At 68.6% G+C, this 15,203-nt stretch carries 14 protein-coding genes; 7 read left to right on the top strand and 7 right to left on the bottom strand.

Features of this window, described 5'->3' with window-relative positions:
* Nucleotides 1-22: 22 nt before the first annotated feature.
* A complete protein-coding gene (locus ACTMTJ_RS09505) occupies nucleotides 23-712 on the bottom strand; it encodes an ABC transporter ATP-binding protein (protein ID WP_441215770.1) in 690 nt (229 codons plus the stop codon).
* The gene (locus ACTMTJ_RS09500; protein ID WP_441215769.1) at nucleotides 690-2,588 is read right to left on the bottom strand and encodes a hypothetical protein; all 1,899 of its coding nucleotides are present in this window, start codon (nucleotides 2,586-2,588) and stop codon (nucleotides 690-692) included. The genes ACTMTJ_RS09505 and ACTMTJ_RS09500 overlap by 23 nt, the downstream gene beginning before the upstream one ends.
* Before the next feature lie 186 nt (nucleotides 2,589-2,774).
* Between ACTMTJ_RS09500 and ACTMTJ_RS09495 the strand changes: the two genes are divergently transcribed.
* Nucleotides 2,775-3,626 (top strand): sensor histidine kinase, encoded by an 852-nt coding sequence (locus ACTMTJ_RS09495; RefSeq protein WP_441215768.1) that lies wholly within the window; start codon nucleotides 2,775-2,777, stop codon nucleotides 3,624-3,626.
* A complete protein-coding gene (locus ACTMTJ_RS09490; RefSeq protein WP_441215767.1) occupies nucleotides 3,623-4,336 on the top strand; it encodes a response regulator in 714 nt (237 codons plus the stop codon). Before ACTMTJ_RS09495 ends, ACTMTJ_RS09490 begins: the two co-directional genes overlap by 4 nt.
* A gap of 112 nt (nucleotides 4,337-4,448) precedes the next feature.
* Here ACTMTJ_RS09490 and ACTMTJ_RS09485 read toward each other — a convergent pair whose 3' ends face one another.
* The gene (locus ACTMTJ_RS09485) at nucleotides 4,449-6,131 is read right to left on the bottom strand and encodes an alpha-amylase family protein (protein WP_441215766.1); all 1,683 of its coding nucleotides are present in this window, start codon (nucleotides 6,129-6,131) and stop codon (nucleotides 4,449-4,451) included.
* A gap of 371 nt (nucleotides 6,132-6,502) precedes the next feature.
* On the opposite strand from ACTMTJ_RS09485, the gene ACTMTJ_RS09480 reads away from it, so the two are divergent.
* From ACTMTJ_RS09480 to ACTMTJ_RS09470, 3 genes are all read left to right on the top strand, one after another.
* Complete coding sequence (locus ACTMTJ_RS09480; RefSeq protein WP_441215765.1) at nucleotides 6,503-6,691, top strand: hypothetical protein; 189 nt, start codon at nucleotides 6,503-6,505, stop codon at nucleotides 6,689-6,691.
* 178 nt (nucleotides 6,692-6,869) lie between these two features.
* On the top strand, nucleotides 6,870-7,592 hold the full coding sequence (locus ACTMTJ_RS09475) for an SDR family NAD(P)-dependent oxidoreductase (RefSeq protein ID WP_441215764.1): 723 nt from the start codon (nucleotides 6,870-6,872) through the stop codon (nucleotides 7,590-7,592).
* Between the two features lie 105 nt (nucleotides 7,593-7,697).
* Nucleotides 7,698-10,256: a BTAD domain-containing putative transcriptional regulator gene (locus ACTMTJ_RS09470; RefSeq protein ID WP_441215763.1), complete on the top strand. Its 2,559-nt coding sequence runs from the start codon at nucleotides 7,698-7,700 to the stop codon at nucleotides 10,254-10,256.
* Here ACTMTJ_RS09470 and ACTMTJ_RS09465 read toward each other — a convergent pair.
* Nucleotides 10,240-11,697 carry a pentapeptide repeat-containing protein gene (locus tag ACTMTJ_RS09465; protein ID WP_441215762.1) on the bottom strand — a complete coding sequence of 486 codons (1,458 nt, stop codon included), beginning with the start codon at nucleotides 11,695-11,697 and terminating at the stop codon, nucleotides 10,240-10,242. The two genes, ACTMTJ_RS09470 and ACTMTJ_RS09465, sit on opposite strands and share 17 nt — an antisense overlap.
* 154 nt (nucleotides 11,698-11,851) lie before the next feature.
* Complete coding sequence (locus ACTMTJ_RS09460; protein WP_441215761.1) at nucleotides 11,852-12,922, bottom strand: phosphotransferase family protein; 1,071 nt, start codon at nucleotides 12,920-12,922, stop codon at nucleotides 11,852-11,854.
* A gap of 13 nt (nucleotides 12,923-12,935) precedes the next feature.
* On the opposite strand from ACTMTJ_RS09460, the gene ACTMTJ_RS09455 reads away from it, so the two are divergent.
* Nucleotides 12,936-13,229 (top strand): hypothetical protein, encoded by a 294-nt coding sequence (locus ACTMTJ_RS09455; protein WP_441215760.1) that lies wholly within the window; start codon nucleotides 12,936-12,938, stop codon nucleotides 13,227-13,229.
* A gap of 55 nt (nucleotides 13,230-13,284) precedes the next feature.
* Here the strand turns inward: ACTMTJ_RS09455 and ACTMTJ_RS09450 are convergent, their stop codons facing one another.
* Entirely contained in the window at nucleotides 13,285-13,758 is a 474-nt protein-coding gene (locus tag ACTMTJ_RS09450) for a DinB family protein (RefSeq protein WP_441215759.1), read from the bottom strand.
* A 45-nt stretch (nucleotides 13,759-13,803) separates the two neighbouring features.
* On the bottom strand, nucleotides 13,804-14,463 hold the full coding sequence (locus ACTMTJ_RS09445) for a hypothetical protein (RefSeq protein WP_441215758.1): 660 nt from the start codon (nucleotides 14,461-14,463) through the stop codon (nucleotides 13,804-13,806).
* Nucleotides 14,464-14,704: 241 nt separating this feature from the next.
* On the opposite strand from ACTMTJ_RS09445, the gene ACTMTJ_RS09440 reads away from it, so the two are divergent.
* Complete coding sequence (locus ACTMTJ_RS09440; RefSeq protein WP_441215757.1) at nucleotides 14,705-15,154, top strand: hypothetical protein; 450 nt, start codon at nucleotides 14,705-14,707, stop codon at nucleotides 15,152-15,154.
* The last annotated feature ends 49 nt before the right edge of the window (nucleotides 15,155-15,203 follow it).

Raw genomic sequence — 15,203 nt, 5'->3', positions numbered from 1 at the left:
CCGCAGTGAGTGATGGAGGGGGTCATGCGGCCTGACGGTTCGAACCGATCTCGTGCCGGGAGTCGCACGCGCTGATCATCTCGGAGTCGTGCGTAGACACAAGCACGGTTCGGCCGTCGGCGGCGAGTTCGGCGAGCAGGTCGATGACCTTTTGGCGGTTGGCGGCATCGAGCGATGCGGTCGGCTCGTCGACGAATACGATCCTGGCTTGCTTGTAGATGGCGCGCGCCAGAGCGAGTCGCTGCTTTTCGCCGCCGCTGAGGTGGCTGGCCGTCTCATCTTGTCGCCCCGACAGGCCTGTCCGGTCGAGCGTCCGCCGCAAACGCTCCTGGGCGCCGGTGGCGAGACGTGGGATGAGGCCAGCACGCATCGCGACGTTGAAGGCGACCGACTCCTCGTCCATGATGCCGTAGTCCTGAAGTACGAACGCCGCGTGATCACGCCAGAAGCGGCGTCGCGCCGCGCTTCTGTATGCCGTGACGTCGTCTGTGCCGATCACGATGCGTCCCTCGTCGACGGGGAGCAGCAGCCCGAGGCAGTGCAACAGCGTGGTCTTTCCAGAGCCGCTAGGGCCGACCAGGGCCGTCATGGTGCCGGGCTCGCAGCGAATGGACTCGTTGTCGAGCACGAGTCGCCCGTCGATGGCTTTCGAGACACCGTGCGCGGCAATCAACATCTTCTCGCTCCGATCAGATCCGGCGCCGGCCGACACCGGCGAAACACCATTGTGCGGAGAACAGGTGACCCAGCGGGGGGACGAGCAATCCGAGTGCCGCGGCAACGAGAATTGCGCCTATCGCGTCGGGTTTCTGGAACAGCAGCACAATCATCGTGAGGCCGAGACCGGCAAGCAATTCCTTGGCGACGCGGCGCCGGAGGATCAGCGCCCACGACTGGCCCGCCGCCCGTAACGGGAAGTCACGCTTGGCGTGGAGCAGGGCGGTAATCAATGCGCTGACCGCGGCGGCGACGGTGAACGCTGCGGCCAAGGCGGCAAGCGCGAGACTCCGCAACCACACGACGTACGCAGCGAACCGCGCCTGGATGATCCCTTCCTCCGCGATGTAGACGACCCGGAGCGCCGGCGTGGTAAGACGGTGACGCTCCAGCAGTTTCTGTGTCGCCGCCACGCCGGTGAAGACAATGTTGTGGGTCGAGATCATGGACGTCAGGTTGGAATCGTCGATGGCCTCGTAGAGGGAGGGCATCACGGCGACGAGGACGTCGTCCATCAACCGCAGGTCTCCTCCACCGCCGGTCGCCACTGGTAGCCGGAAACCCTCCACCGGCCGTACGAACCGGAGCTGGGCGAGTTGCGCCTCGCCGGGAGCCTTGCTTCTCGACCACAACGCGAACTGGTCGGCGAACGCGGGGACGATGATTTCTTGGACGTCGCGGTACGGCACATGTGCGACAGCGGGCCGCCGTGCGCCGCGGGTCATGAGGTCCAGCCAACGCTGGTTTACGAACGCTACCGCCGAATAGCCTCCGAAATCCGCCGACGAATCGGGAGTGAACGCGTACGAGTACGCGACCGAGCCGAGTGACTCGGCCTCTTTGACCAGTTGACCGATCTGTGGCTCCACTCCGGTCATCTCGTCGTCGGTGCCCACGAACGCCAGGCCGACCTGGTCCGATAGCTTTCTCCACTGCGCCATCTCGGCGGCGATGGCGGACGACCGTTCGAGTGCGGACCATGCGGGTCCGGCCGTAGCGACCACCAGGACGAACGTGGCGGCTTGGATGACGATGGCTGCCAAGCGCAGGCTCTTCGCCGCGGGTTGCCTGGTGGCGAGGATGGTGGCGCTCGGCCAGGCGGAGGCGGACATGGCGAGCGCGGCGAGCAGTGACGCGACGATGACGGTGATCTCTAGGCCGGCCAACGCCTTCAGGAAGGAACCGACGTACATCCAGCCACGAAGCACGCCGACGCACGCCGCGGCGGCTAGGGCGACGGCGACCGCCGAAACCACCAGCGCGCCGAGGAAGCCGCCCAGGTCCTGCATCTGGATCCGCGCGGTCGGGCAGCCACCCAGCACCCGCAATGCGCGCCCCCGCGCCTTCATCGACAACCAATACAGCGCGAGCGCGGCGATCAGCGCGAACGCGGCAAGGACCGCGGCGAAGAAGCTTGCCTCCTTCACGACGAATCGCAGGCTGTCAGCGACAGAGGCGTCGCTGCGGCGGATGCTCACACCATCACGGCGCAGCGCGTCCTCGAACTCGCCGAGGCGGCCACGATCGCCGGTCACGAGGTAGGTTCCGTCAGGGTAGGAGTGGGCCAGCCGCTCCTTGCCGACGACCTTGCCCACACCCTCGCCGAAGTAACGAAACTCGGCCGGCAGGTCTGCGGAATTGAGTGCTATGTAGACCTGTCCGCCCTCGTCGTCGAGGTCCGGCACGACCCTGACCAGGCCAAGACCCAGACGCGCATCGAGCTCCTCTAGGTACGCGAACGCTTCCACGGGCGTAAATCGCGAGTCGCCGAAGTCAAGACCAAGCCTGCTCTCGACCCCGATGGCCTGCGGAAAATCGCGATCGTAAAGATCAGTAATTACGGCCGACACCAGCGCCAGAAGGGCGAACAATGCCCCTGCTACGGCTCCTACGACGCGCTTGTGCAACGGTCCTCCCATTTGTGTCGGGCTCAAGAGAACAGTTCCGGAAGGCACGCCACATCGGTCCACGGACCGCAACTCCCGCCGGTTGTCGGACGTGGGGCTGTCGGACCGTGGTCTGACGCCCAGCACGGTGACAGCCGCTAGATTCGGCGTATGACCCATGAGCGCGGGCGCCGTTTTCGGCGATCGGTGAGCTGGCTGCTGCCGGTCGGCGCCGGCGTCGTCGCGCTCGCCGCTGTCGTGGTACTCGGGCTCACGTGGCCGCTCGCCACGCTGTTACTGGTCGCTGCCGCCGCGGCGGTCGCGGCGCGAGCGATGGTTCGGCTACGTGCCGAACGCGCCGAACATGAGGCGACGCAGGCGCGGTGGAATGCCGCGGAGGCGGTGCTCGCCGAGCGCTTGCGCATCGCCCGCGACCTGCACGACATCGTCTCTCACGGACTCGGCATGATCACCGTACGGGCGGCCGCGGCGGCGCATCTCCACGCGCGTAAGCCTGACGAGAAGGAGCTGATGGCCGCCATCGCGGACGTCGAGGCACTCAGCCGTCAGGCCACCGTCGAGCTGCGACGGATGCTTCAGGCGCTGCGCGAGGTCGACCACCCGGCCAGCCGCCACCCTACGGATGATCTCGCCTCCCTGCCGAAGATCATCGCGGACGCGCGCCGGGCGGGCCTGCGCGTAGACCTGCACCAGGACGAGCTCGGCCCGGTGTCCTCAGGAGCCCAGGCCGGGATCTGCGCGGTGGTCCGCGAAGGGCTGGCCAACAGCACCCGCCACGCCGGCCTCACACGCGTCGAGGTCAACCTCGCACGAGCACCCGACGCCGTCGTCGTCACCATCACCGACGACGGGCCGAGCCCAGGCTGGGCCGCCAACCCCGGCCCGAGGCACGGCCTCATCGGCCTGCGGGAACGGACCATCAGTCTGGGCGGCACCGTCACCGCTACGCCCCACCCGCCGGGGTTTCGCCTCGTAGCCACCATCCCGGACGGGACGACATGACAAGCGCGCCGGTGCGGGTCGTCCTAGCCGACGACCAGCCACTGCTCAGGCACAGCCTCGCGATGATCATCAACGCCGAACCCGACCTCGCCGTCGTCGGAGAGGCCCACGACGGCCTGGAGGCCACCACCGTCGCCAGCGACACCACACCGGACGTGGTACTCATGGACGTCAGGATGCCGCGCCTCGACGGAATCGAAGCGACCCGGCGCATCTGCCGGATGCCGAAGCTCGCGCACACGCGAGTGCTCGTACTGAGCATGTTCGACCTCGACGAGTACGTCTTCCACGCACTGCGCGCGGGAGCCAGCGGCTTTCTGCTCAAAGACAGCAAGCCCACCGACCTGCTCGCCGCGATCCGCCGCACCCACAATGGCGAGCCGCTGTTCGCCCCTTCGATCCTGACCCGACTTGTCGCGCACTACACCGCCAGAGGACCGACCGCCGTCGAACCCTCCCCGCCAGACCAGCTGACCACACGCGAAGTGGAAATGCTCGGCCTCATCGGGCAGGGCCTGTCCAATGACGAGATCGCCCATCAACTAACGATCTCCATCAAGACCGTCAAAACCCACGTCTCGCACCTGCTACGCAAGCTCGACGCCCGTGACCGCACGCACCTCGTGATCGCCGCATACGACGCCGGGCTGGTCAGCGCGCGGCCGCACCCCTCCCACATCAGCGGTAGAAACCGTCTCGACGAACGTTGATGGTGAACAACACTCGCCGCTGGCTGGAGGTCTCTCACGACCTCGAATGGGGGATCGATGAGTGAGCTCGACAACGGCGCTGCCGGCGACCCCGCCGTGGCGGACAACGCGTCTACAGGTCAGATGCCGCCGTGGGCCAGGCTGTCACCGCCGAGGTGCGGGTGTCGCGAAGGCGGATCCAGCGGTAGCCGTAGCCGTTGAGTTCCAGGTCGTTGAGGTCTATGTCGTCGCCGTAGTCGCTGTCGGCGGCGACCGCGATGGGGTAGGGGTCGCCGGGTTGTGCGGGGATGGCCAGCCGGCAGGGTCGGTCGGCGAGGTTGTGCAGAAACAGCAGTCTGCCCTCGGGCGCGGTGACCAGATGTACCAGGACGTGGGGCGGGCAGGCGTCGGAGAGGATCTCGTGGTGCCCGCCGCTGATTTCTTCGCATTCGCGGAGGGTGTGCAGCATCCGTTCGAACCAGGTCAGCAGGCTGACGGGGTCGCGTCGCTGGGCGGCGACGTTCAGGGTGGGGTAGCCGTAGGGTTCGTCGGTGATCGGCGGTACGGGGAGCCGGTGCGCGGCGGCGGTGGAGAAGCCGCCGCCGGGGGTTTCGTCCCACTGCATCGGTGTGCGGATCGCTTCGCGTTCGGGTAGGTCGAGGTTTTCGCCCATGCCGATCTCGTCGCCGTACCGGATGACCGGTGTGCCGGGCATGGAGAGCTGCAAGCTGTAGGCGAGTTCGAGGCGGCGGCGGTCGCCGTTGAGCATGGGGGCTAGGCGGCGGCGGATGCCGCGGCGGTAGAGCCGCATGTGTGGTTCGGGGCCGAAGGCGCGGAAGACGTCCTCGCGTTCGGCGGCCGTCAGTCGGCCGAGGTCGACTTCGTCGTGGTTGCGGAGGAAGGTGGCCCACTGTGCGTGCCGGGGCAGGTCCGGCAGTTCGGTGAACACCTGCCGGATCGCGGTGGCATCCTGGCGGGCCAGGGCGAGCATGATGGCCTGGTTGAGGCGGAACGCGAACACCATCGGCACCCGGCTGGCGTGTCCATCGTCGGAGCCGAAGTACTCCAGTAGCTCGGTGTCGGATACGTTCGCCTCGGCCAGCAGCACCGCGTCGCCGCGACGCCAGGAGATGGTCTCGCGGAGCTCGCGCAGAAACCTGAAGTCGGAAAACGGCCGGCCGTCGGCATCGAAGTGTTCGATCAGGAACGGGGCGGCATCGACCCGGAAGCCGGAAACGCCGAGCCGCAGCCAGAACTGCACGATCCGGAGGATTTCCGTGCGGACGGCCGGGTTGTCCACGTTGAGGTCCGGCTCGAAGGCGTAGAACCGGTGCCGGTACCACGCGTCGGCGGCCTCGTCGTAGGTCCAGGTCTCCGTCTCCACGTCGGGGAAGACCTGGCCCTCGAACCGGTCGGGCGGCTCGGTGTCCGACCAGACATACCAGTCCCGGTACGGCGAGGCGTGATCGGCGCGGGCGGCCTGAAACCACGGATGCTGGTCGCTGGTGTGGTTGACGACCAGGTCCAACATCACGCGGATACCGCGCTCGTCGGCCTCGTCGAGCAGTTCGGCGAAGTCGCCCATGCTGCCCAGCCGCGGATGGATCGCGTAGTGGTCGGTGACGTCGTAGCCGCCATCGCGCATCGGTGACGGATGGATCGGGTTGAGCCAGATCGTGTTCACACCGAGACGGGACAGGTAGTCGAAACGGCCGATCAAGCCGCGGAGGTCACCGATGCCGTCGCCGTTGGAGTCTTGAAACCGGCTGACGTCGAGCGAGTAGATCACCCCGTTGCGATACCAGCGTCTACTCACCGGGACCGACCGAGAGTCGCCCACTCACAGCCTGCACGATGACCATGGTCCCGGCTCACCGTCCTCCCTCTGCGGTGGCCCCGTACCGGGCCGTCAGTGGAGAGAGCGCGGCGGTGCCTCGCGGCGTTACATCAGACGGGAGTTACCGCCGGACCACGGGACACCTAACGCGATCTACACGGCGGTGTATGGCGGGCCGTGTAGCACCCGACGGCAGCGTTGTCCACGTAGGGCGCCAGCTGGCACTGGCGTGGTCCTCCCGCGAAGGAGCCGTTCGCCCCGCGGGGATGCGGACGTTGCGCCGTGACGTCCTGACCGGACGAGCCAAGGCGCGGCACGACACCGCAGCAATCCACATTGGAGGGTGCAGCGTGCGTGACAGGACACCACACGGGGTGGTCGGGACCGTGCTGTCCGAGCACCGGACGTCGATGGGCCTTGTCCGGTACCGACGGTGGGAGGGCGTCATCACCGGGGAACTGCTCCCGATGGACAAGCCGACCGCGATCCTGGCGGTGGTACTCGGCAGCGACCAGCCCGACCGTCGCCGCCGCACATGAAGGGCGGAAGTTTCGTGACGGAGTTCGACTACGTGGTCGTGGGACACCCTCGAACGTCACCCTCGCACTGTCGACGGCCGTCGACCAGGTGATACTCGAACGTGGCCGGGCCGTCGGCGTGCGAGGCCGCCGAAACGGGCGCCGCGTCGAGGCCTGAGCGACGGGAGGTTGACGAACAATGCTGCTGCTGAACCGAACTGCAATCGTCCACGGTGGAAGCGGCTCCATCGGTTCCGCCGTCGCGCGGGCATTCGCGCGGCAAGGCGCCGCCGTCCACCTGACCGGGCGCACCCGGACGACCCTCGAGGACGTCGCCACCGGCATCCGCGCGGCCGGCGGTGTCGCGCACGTCGACGTCCTGAACGTCCTTGACCGGGACGCGGTCGAACGGCACGCCGCCGCCGTGGCCGACCGCGGTGACGGTATCGACATCTGCTTCAACGCCACCTTCAACGACGACATCCAAGGCACACCGCTGGTCGACATGCCGATCGGTGACGTCATGCAGCCGGTCACCAAGGCCCTCACGTCGAGCCTCACCGTCGCCACCGCGGCGGCACGCCACATGGTCCGACGCGGCACCGGAGTCATCCTCGTCATGGGCGGCGGCCGCGAGGCCATCCCCAACCTCGGCGGCTCCCACGTCGCCTGGGCCGCGCTCGCGGGCCTCTGCCGGCAGCTCGCCGCCGAGCTCGGGCCACACGGCGTGCGCGTCGCCTGGCTACTTTCCCCAGGCTCGCCGAATACGGGGGAGCCCGACCCAGAAGCTGACCGGCTGCTGCTGCCGCGGCGCCCCAGCTACGACCAGGTCGGCAACGCGGCCGTGTTCGCCGCCTCCGACCTGGCCGCCACGATGACCGCCACCGAGATCAACCTCACCGCCGGTGCCGTCGTCGACTAGCTACTTCGACAAGAAAGTGGATCGATGCCCGGCATTACGGCTTGCCCGGTGGAGGCCCGCTGAAGCGGGGCGTCCCGGTCGGAGCCTCACCCGCGGACGGGGATCATGGAGTTTCGGATACTGGGCATCCTGGAGATCAGGGATGATACGGGGCAGCTGCTGACGCCGCCCCGGCGCAAGCAGCGACTGCTGCTGGCCGTGCTGTTGCTGCGGGCCAACACGCCGGTGTCGACCGAGTCGCTGCTCGATCTGCTGTGGCCCGAAGCGCCCCCGCCGTCGGCGCGGGCCAACCTCCAGTCCTACGTCAGCGACCTGCGACGCCTGCTGCACGCCGGTGAGCCAGCCGACCCGCCGCGCCTGCACCGGGCCTCCGGCGGATACCAGCTTCGGGCCGCGGCGGAAGAGCTGGACGCGGCGGTGTTCGAGAGGCTGGCCGGCCAGGGCCGGCAGGCGTTGTCCGAGCAGCGCCACGCACCCGCCGTCGAACACTTTGCCCAGGCCCTGGCCCGATGGCGCGGGCCGGTGCTGGAAGACCTGCCACTGCCCGCCGCGCTCCAACCAGAAGTTGAACGGCTCGAAGAGTTGCGCATGATGGTGCTGGAGGACAGCTTCCAGGCGCGGCTGGGTTTGGCCGAGCCGGCGGTGCTCGCCGCCGAGCTGGCCGAGCTCACCGCCCGCCACCCGCTGTGCGAGCGGCTCTGGGCACACCTCATGCTCGCGCTCTACCGCGCCGGGCGGCAGGCCGACGCCCTCGACGCTTACCAGCGGATCTACCGGCTGCTCGACCAGGAGCTCGGGGTGCGGCCCGGCCCGGCGCTACAGCGGCTGCACCAGCAGATCCTGGCCGCCGACCCCACCCTGACCCCGGCACCGTCCGCGACCGCGCACACCTCGGGCCCGGTGCGGCAGCTACCTGCGCCGCCACAGCTGTTCACCGGCCGGGCCCGTGAGCTGGCCGCGCTGGACCAGACACGGGACGCGTCCACGGTGGTGATCAGCGCGATCGACGGGATGGCCGGGATCGGCAAGACCGCCCTCGCCGTCCACCTGGCACACCGGATCGCCGACCGGTACCCGCACGGGCAGCTGTTCATCGACCTGCACGGGCACACACCGGGCATGGCGCCTCGCGAGCCGGCGGAGGCGCTCGAGCACCTGCTGCGCGCCCTCGGCGTTCCCGGGCCACAGATCCCGGCCGGCCTGGAGGATCGGGCCGCGTTGTACCGCACGCGGCTCGCCGACCAGCAGATGCTGATCCTGCTGGACGACGCCGCCACCGAAACCCAGGTGGCGCCGCTGCTACCGGGCAGCGCCGGCTGCCTGGTGCTGATCACCAGCCGGCACAGGCTGGCCGGACTGGACCACACCCACACCCTGTCGCTGGACACCCTGCCCGCCCCCGACGCGGCCAGCCTGTTCGTGCGGACCGCCGGCCCGGGCCGGCTACGCGACCAGCCAGCTGAGCTGGTGGCGGACCTCGTCGAGCTGTGTGGCCGGCTGCCGCTGGCGATCCGCATCGCGGCCGCCCGGCTGCGATCCCACCCCGCCTGGCAGCTGTCCCACCTGGTGGCGCGGCTCAGCGACCAGCAGCAGCGGCTCAGCGAGCTCGAAGCCGGGCAGCGCAGCGTCACCGCCACCCTCGACCTGTCCTACCGGCACCTGACCGGCGACACCCAACGCGCGTACCGACTGCTCGGCCTACACCCCGGCCCAGACACCGACGCGTACGCCACCGCCGCCCTGCTCGACTCCACCCCAGATCACGCCAGCCGGCTGCTCGACCAACTCCTCGATGCCCACCTGCTGCAAGAACCCACACCCGGCCGGTACCGGTTCCACGACCTCGTCCACGCCCATGCCACGCTCACCGCGACCCGCGACCAGACGGAGTCCACCAACCGCGCGGCGTTGAATCGACTTCTCGACTACTACCGGCACACCGCCGCGCTCGCCGTGGACGCCGCACACCCATACGAGCCCGAAGGCCGCCCCGAGGTACCTCCCGCGAGCACCCCGAGCCCCGACCTCCAGGACCCGGCAGCCGCGCTCGGCTGGCTGGACAACGAGCTTCCCAACCTGCTGACCGCCGCCAGATACACCGCCGAACACGGCCAGGCTGAACACGTCCTGCACCTGTCGACCATCCTGCACCGGCATCTACGCTCCCGAGGCCGCTACCACGACGCCGAAGCCCTTCACCACCAGGCCCTGATGACAGCCCGTGCCACCGGCCACCGCGTCGGCGAGATGGATGCGCTGGCCGGCCTTGGTCACATCCACCGGCTGCGCGGCCGATACACGCAAGCCGCCGACCACCTCGAGCAAGCGTTGCGCCTTGCCCGGGCCACCGGTCACCCGGTTGGCGAGTTGGACGCGCTGACCGGCGGGAAAGTTGGGCCAACCCGTCGACGAGGCCCGCGCCCACGACGGACTCGCCCACGCCCACCACGCCCGGGGCCAGCACGAACAAGCCCGCGAACACTGGCAACACGCCCTGAACATCCTCACCGACATCGGAATCGACCGCACCGACGACGAGGAAACCACCACCGACGCCATCCGTGCTCACCTGGCCTCCACCGAACCCGGGCGGCTGGGCCACCGGCAGAACACATAGCCGCGGCAGATGCCGAGCGCTGGCACACGCTTAGGCGCGTGAGGTGACAGCGCCGTGGAAGACTGCGCCGTCGGGCGGCTCGCTGTCGAACAGGACGTCGCCGTGGAAGGTGGCCCGGCCGGACGATCCGTCCAATGTGAACGTCGCTGGGTCGAACCGGCTGCCGTCGAAGCGGGTTGTCCCGTGGAACTGGGCGCCGGTGAACTCGGCGTACCCACCCTCGCAGCCGCTGAAGTCCAGCTCGACAAGCGTGGCGCCGCAGAGCCACACGTTCATGTCCTTCCACTGTCCGGGGCCGGGCCGCAGCCGCTGCGCGAGTAGTGTTTGCGCCTGCTGGCGCAGCTGGAGCAGCGTGGTCTGTTCTGCGGTGCGTTCCTGCGCGTGCAGATCGAACGGCACCGGGATCCGCAGGAACGAGCACAGCGTCGCCACGACACGCTGCCGTAGCTCGGGCCGGTCGTCACCGAGTCGGTCCAGGCTCTCCAGCGCGGCCGCGCGGACCGAGGGGTCCGGGTCGGCCAGCCGCCGGGTGTGTGGCGCTATCGAGGAATCCGGGACCAGCACGCCGCCGGCGCCGTCCGATCGCACCGTCCAGCCCAGCGGCCACTCGGACCTACCGTCGTCGGTGCCACCGGCCCAGTGCGCGTCGGAGAGGTCGACCGAGGGCTGGTCGAGATGCACCCGCCCCGCGAAGCGGGCCCCCGCGAACGTGGCCGCCGCCGCGAACCGGGCGTTGTAGAACCAGGCCGGGCCGTCGAACCGGACGCCAGCGAACGACGCGTCACCGGCGAACCGCGCGCCGTCGCCGCCCTCCTCCCAGTCCTGGTAGTCCTCGATGAGCACCGCGATGGGCCAGTGCGGATCGTCCTCGTTGAGCTCGTCCCAGGGCGCCGGGTCGATCTCTTCGACCGTCTCCCACGCCTCGTCGTCTTCCCACCACGTGTCGGTGCCGCGCCCGAACCAGGCCATGCCGCCGAAAGCCGCACCGGTGAAGTCCGCCCGGCCACGAAACCGGGCCCGGCCGAACTCGGCATCGCCTTCGAATCGCACCTCCGTGAAGCTGGCGTCGTCGTAGAAGACCGCTCGCTGGAACATGACCTCACCATCGAACGTGACGCCGTCGAAGACCGTGGTGCCGTGGAACCGGGTGTCGGCGAACACGGCACCGCCGAGCCGGCAGCCGGTGAAGTCGGCGTCGACGAGCGTCGCACCGGACAGGTCGACGCTCACGCCTTGCCACGGTGCCTCTCGCGCCCGCAGCCGATCGGTCAGCGACCCAAGTACGGCACGCCGCTGCTGGACCGCGACGCCGCTTGACCCGGCCTCGCCTCGCAGCCACCGGCAAATCGTTTCCGTGACCGACTGCCGCAGCTCAGCGTCGGCCACGGCCAGCGTGATCAGCTCCGCCACGGCCGCTTGTGCCGTGCCCGGAGCAGCCGTCGCGAGCCGGTCAGCCGCCGCCTCGAACCCCGTCAAGGTCTCATCCACGGCGCAGAGCGTAGTGCTTCGAGCCAACCCCGCGGCAAACCGCACACCGTCTCCTGGATCAGCAATTCGTCACGGCTGTGAGCTTGGCTCGCGCCTTTGGCTCTTCGGCGCAGCCGGAGCGGCAGACGATGTACCGGCGTGATGGAGACCCGCGTTAAAGGGCGTCGAAGGCGCCGCGGAGGAACGCGTCACGTCGTGCAGTGACCGCTGGAGTGTCGAGGGGTTGACCGTTCGTGTCGAACCCGGGCCAGCCGTCCATGGTGACGGGGGTGTTGAGGGCGGCGACCGCGTCCCAGTAAGGCACGTTCGTCGCTGTGCGGCCGGCCTGGCGTTCCCAGCCGTCGAGGACGTGTGCCGGCGCATCGAGCCCGTACTGGATTGCCATCTGCATGCGCAACTCGCCAAGGTCGACGCCCGGATCACCGGCGCCGGCGATTTTCCAGTCGATCAGCGCGAGGCAGGTCTCACCATCCCAGCGCATGTTGCCCCACCAGACGTCGCCGTGGACGAACACGGTCCGCGCTTGTGGGCGCGGGATCTCCCGGATCCGTTCGTCGGCGAGTTGCAGCAGCGGCGTCGACCGCGCGCCGGCCGCCACCCGCAGAGCAGTGTCTTCGCCCCACCCGGTCAGTTCACGCAGCGCTGCTACGACCGCCGGCTTCTGCACGTCAGTCGACGCCTGGTAGAGGGTTGCCCAGCGTCGCTCCATGGCACGGTCATCGACCTGGGTAGGGCGGGTCCGCAACGGCAAATCGGCCTGTGGTTCAAGGGGAATCGCGTGTACCCGAGCGATCGCGGCGCCGGCTTCTTTGAGGCACGCGGCCGTAACCGTGCCCGGCAGCGCACTGCTGCCCGGCAGCGCCGTCTCCAACGTCGCTGCCACGCCTCCGGTGGACCGGCCGTCGAGATCGCTGGCGAGCAGCCGAGGAGCCGGCAAGCCATACTTCTCGGCGACGGCAAGCGCCGCTGCGTTGGTCGCAATCATATCGGGACGGATTCTGCTGCTCGGGGACCGAAGGACCACCGAGAAGGGCGACTCGTTGGGCGTCGTCACATCGATCCACCACGGGCTTTCCCCGTCGTGCAGAGAACGAACGCCTGTGACCATCATGCGATGGCCGAGCTGTTTCTCAAGCCAGTCGAGCAGCGACCTAGTAGGACCAGTTCCGCATTGGTTACCTTGCCCGCACTGGACGATGGTGATCCAGACACGGGAACCTGTCAAGACCCGACGGCACGTGTCCGCCTCGTGGAGGAGACTGCGCCTCGCCGGCGCCGCCAACGGCAGCCCACCGCCGGCGGACGTGACCGTGGCCAGCCCGGCCTACCAGCAGATCCTCGCCGTGTTCGCCACCACCGACCTCAGTGGACTACGCGCCAAGGACATCTGCCATGCGCTGGGTATCGGCACCGCCGCCAAAGACGTCGAAGGGCTCCGCGCCAAACTCAAACGCCTCGTCGCCCGCGGCGTTCTGACCGAGGCCGAGGCCGGCCTGTTCACTCTCGCCCGGCCCGCCCACCGGTGGTCCTAACCCAACGCCAGGGTCATAACGGACATAGCCTCCCGGAACGCCCTCTCATAGCTATTCATCGGCCCGTCGCACCGTCGATCTGTTCCCGGAGGATGTCGGCGTGCCCGGCGTGCCGAGCCGTTTCTTCGATCATGTGCGTGAGGAGCCAGCGCATCGATGGTGCTGACTTCGCGTTCACTGATCTCGGAACCGGTTGAGCGAGGTCGTCGCATGACTCGATCACGGCATTCGCCTCGGCGACCGCCTGCCGGTAGCCGGCGAGCACACTGTCTACTGTGTCTTTTCTGGTCGGCTTGAACGTTGCGGCCCAGTTGCGGACGTCTGCGCCCTGGAAGTAGTAGCGCTCGACGGATGTCAGGTGTTTGATCAGTCCGAGCAGGCTGGTGCCGGAGGGCACGCCGGGAGTGCGGACCTGAGGTTCCGGTACGCCGGTCGCCTTGGCGGTGATCGCATCGCGAAGGTAGTTCAGGAATCCGACTAGCGTGGTCTTCTCGTCGGCCGAGATTCCGGGCGGCTTTCGGTCCGTCACCCGGTAAACCCTAACCGCATCCAGCACCCCAGAGACGTTGGAGCCTTAGCGGGGCTTGCGCAGTTGGCTGGACTGATAGCTGTTCCAGCCGCGCAGGCCCGACCGCCATGCCGGTGTGCCGGCTCGCCGCAGGCGGGTCTTGTGCAGACGCCACGCCAATGTCTCCACCAGGATTGAGCGCTCCCGCCAAAGGAACCACAGCAGCACCAACTGCGCAGTCACCGGCAGCCACAGGAACACCTCCGGCCAGCCGGACAGGTCGCCTTCAGCGCTGGCGATGGCGAGGGCGAACGAACCGATCAGGCCGAAAGTGCCCGTGGCCCATACCAGTGCCAATCCCAGTACCGGGAGGATCACCCGGCGCGAGCGGGCTGCGGCATGCTGAACGCACCACCACGCGGCCGGGCCGACGCTGGCTGTCAGCGCGGCCAGTACGACAGCGAGAACGAGATAGGTGCTTAGCTCGACCGCCGGGCCGTAGGCCGTTGCGACCACCAGCAGTGGCACGAGGGCGAACGGCAGCAGGTAGCGGAGCATGACGTGACGGTTACCGCACCGGGAGCACACATGCGCGCCGCCCTGCCGGATGTCGCTGTACCAGGTGACTTCGTAGGACCCGGCCGGTTCGGTGCGCACATGCGCGCCGTAGTGGTACTCGTACCAGGCGTCGGTCTCGTGCTGGCCGCATTTGTCGCAGGTCGCCACAGCCGGAGAGGATACGCGTCGCCCATCAGAGCGCCCCTCGTGTCACGAGCTTGGCGGCTCCTCGGACGCGAACTGGAAGATCACCTCGTACAGCGTCTGCGCGGGCTGAACCCCGCACCAAGACGACGGTGACGTGGTTGCCAGTACTTCGACCGATGCGGTTACTGATCGCCGTGCTCGTAGGTTCCGATCATGAACGCCGTCGCGTCCGCGGCGGGTCCCCGAGAGGAGTAACCGCGAGATGAGCGAGAGCACGAAGCTGGTGCAGGACGCCGAGTTGGCCGCGTTGGATCGCCTGGTCGGCACCTGGAAGGTCACCGGCGGCGCCGAGGGCACGGTCACCTACCGCTGGATGGAGGGCGGCCACTTCCTGATCCAGGATGTGGACCTCGAGCAGTACGGCGAGCGGATCACGGGCATGGAGGTGATCGGTCGGGAACGCCCGTTCGGTGCGGAGAAGGCCAGTGTCGACATCAAGAGCCGTTTCTATGGCAACAGGGGCGACACGTTGGATTACGTCTACGAGCTGGACGGTGACGTTCTCACCATCTGGGGCGGGGAGAAGGGCTCGCCGGCGTACATGCGGGCGACGTTCAACGAGGCTGGCGACGTCCTTACCGGGGCCTGGGTCTACCCGGGCGGGGGCGGCTACGAGACCACGAGCCTCCGGGTCACGCCGGCGGACCGGTAGCCGCCAGACCACCCGGACACGGTTGGCCGCCTGGTGCGCGCGACACCGC

The sequence above is a fragment of the Phytohabitans sp. LJ34 genome, assembly GCF_052068095.1.
Lineage (GTDB): Bacteria > Actinomycetota > Actinomycetes > Mycobacteriales > Micromonosporaceae > Phytohabitans.
Note: the sequence above shows the minus strand (reverse complement) of the source record. Positions and strands in the feature narration are given on the sequence as shown.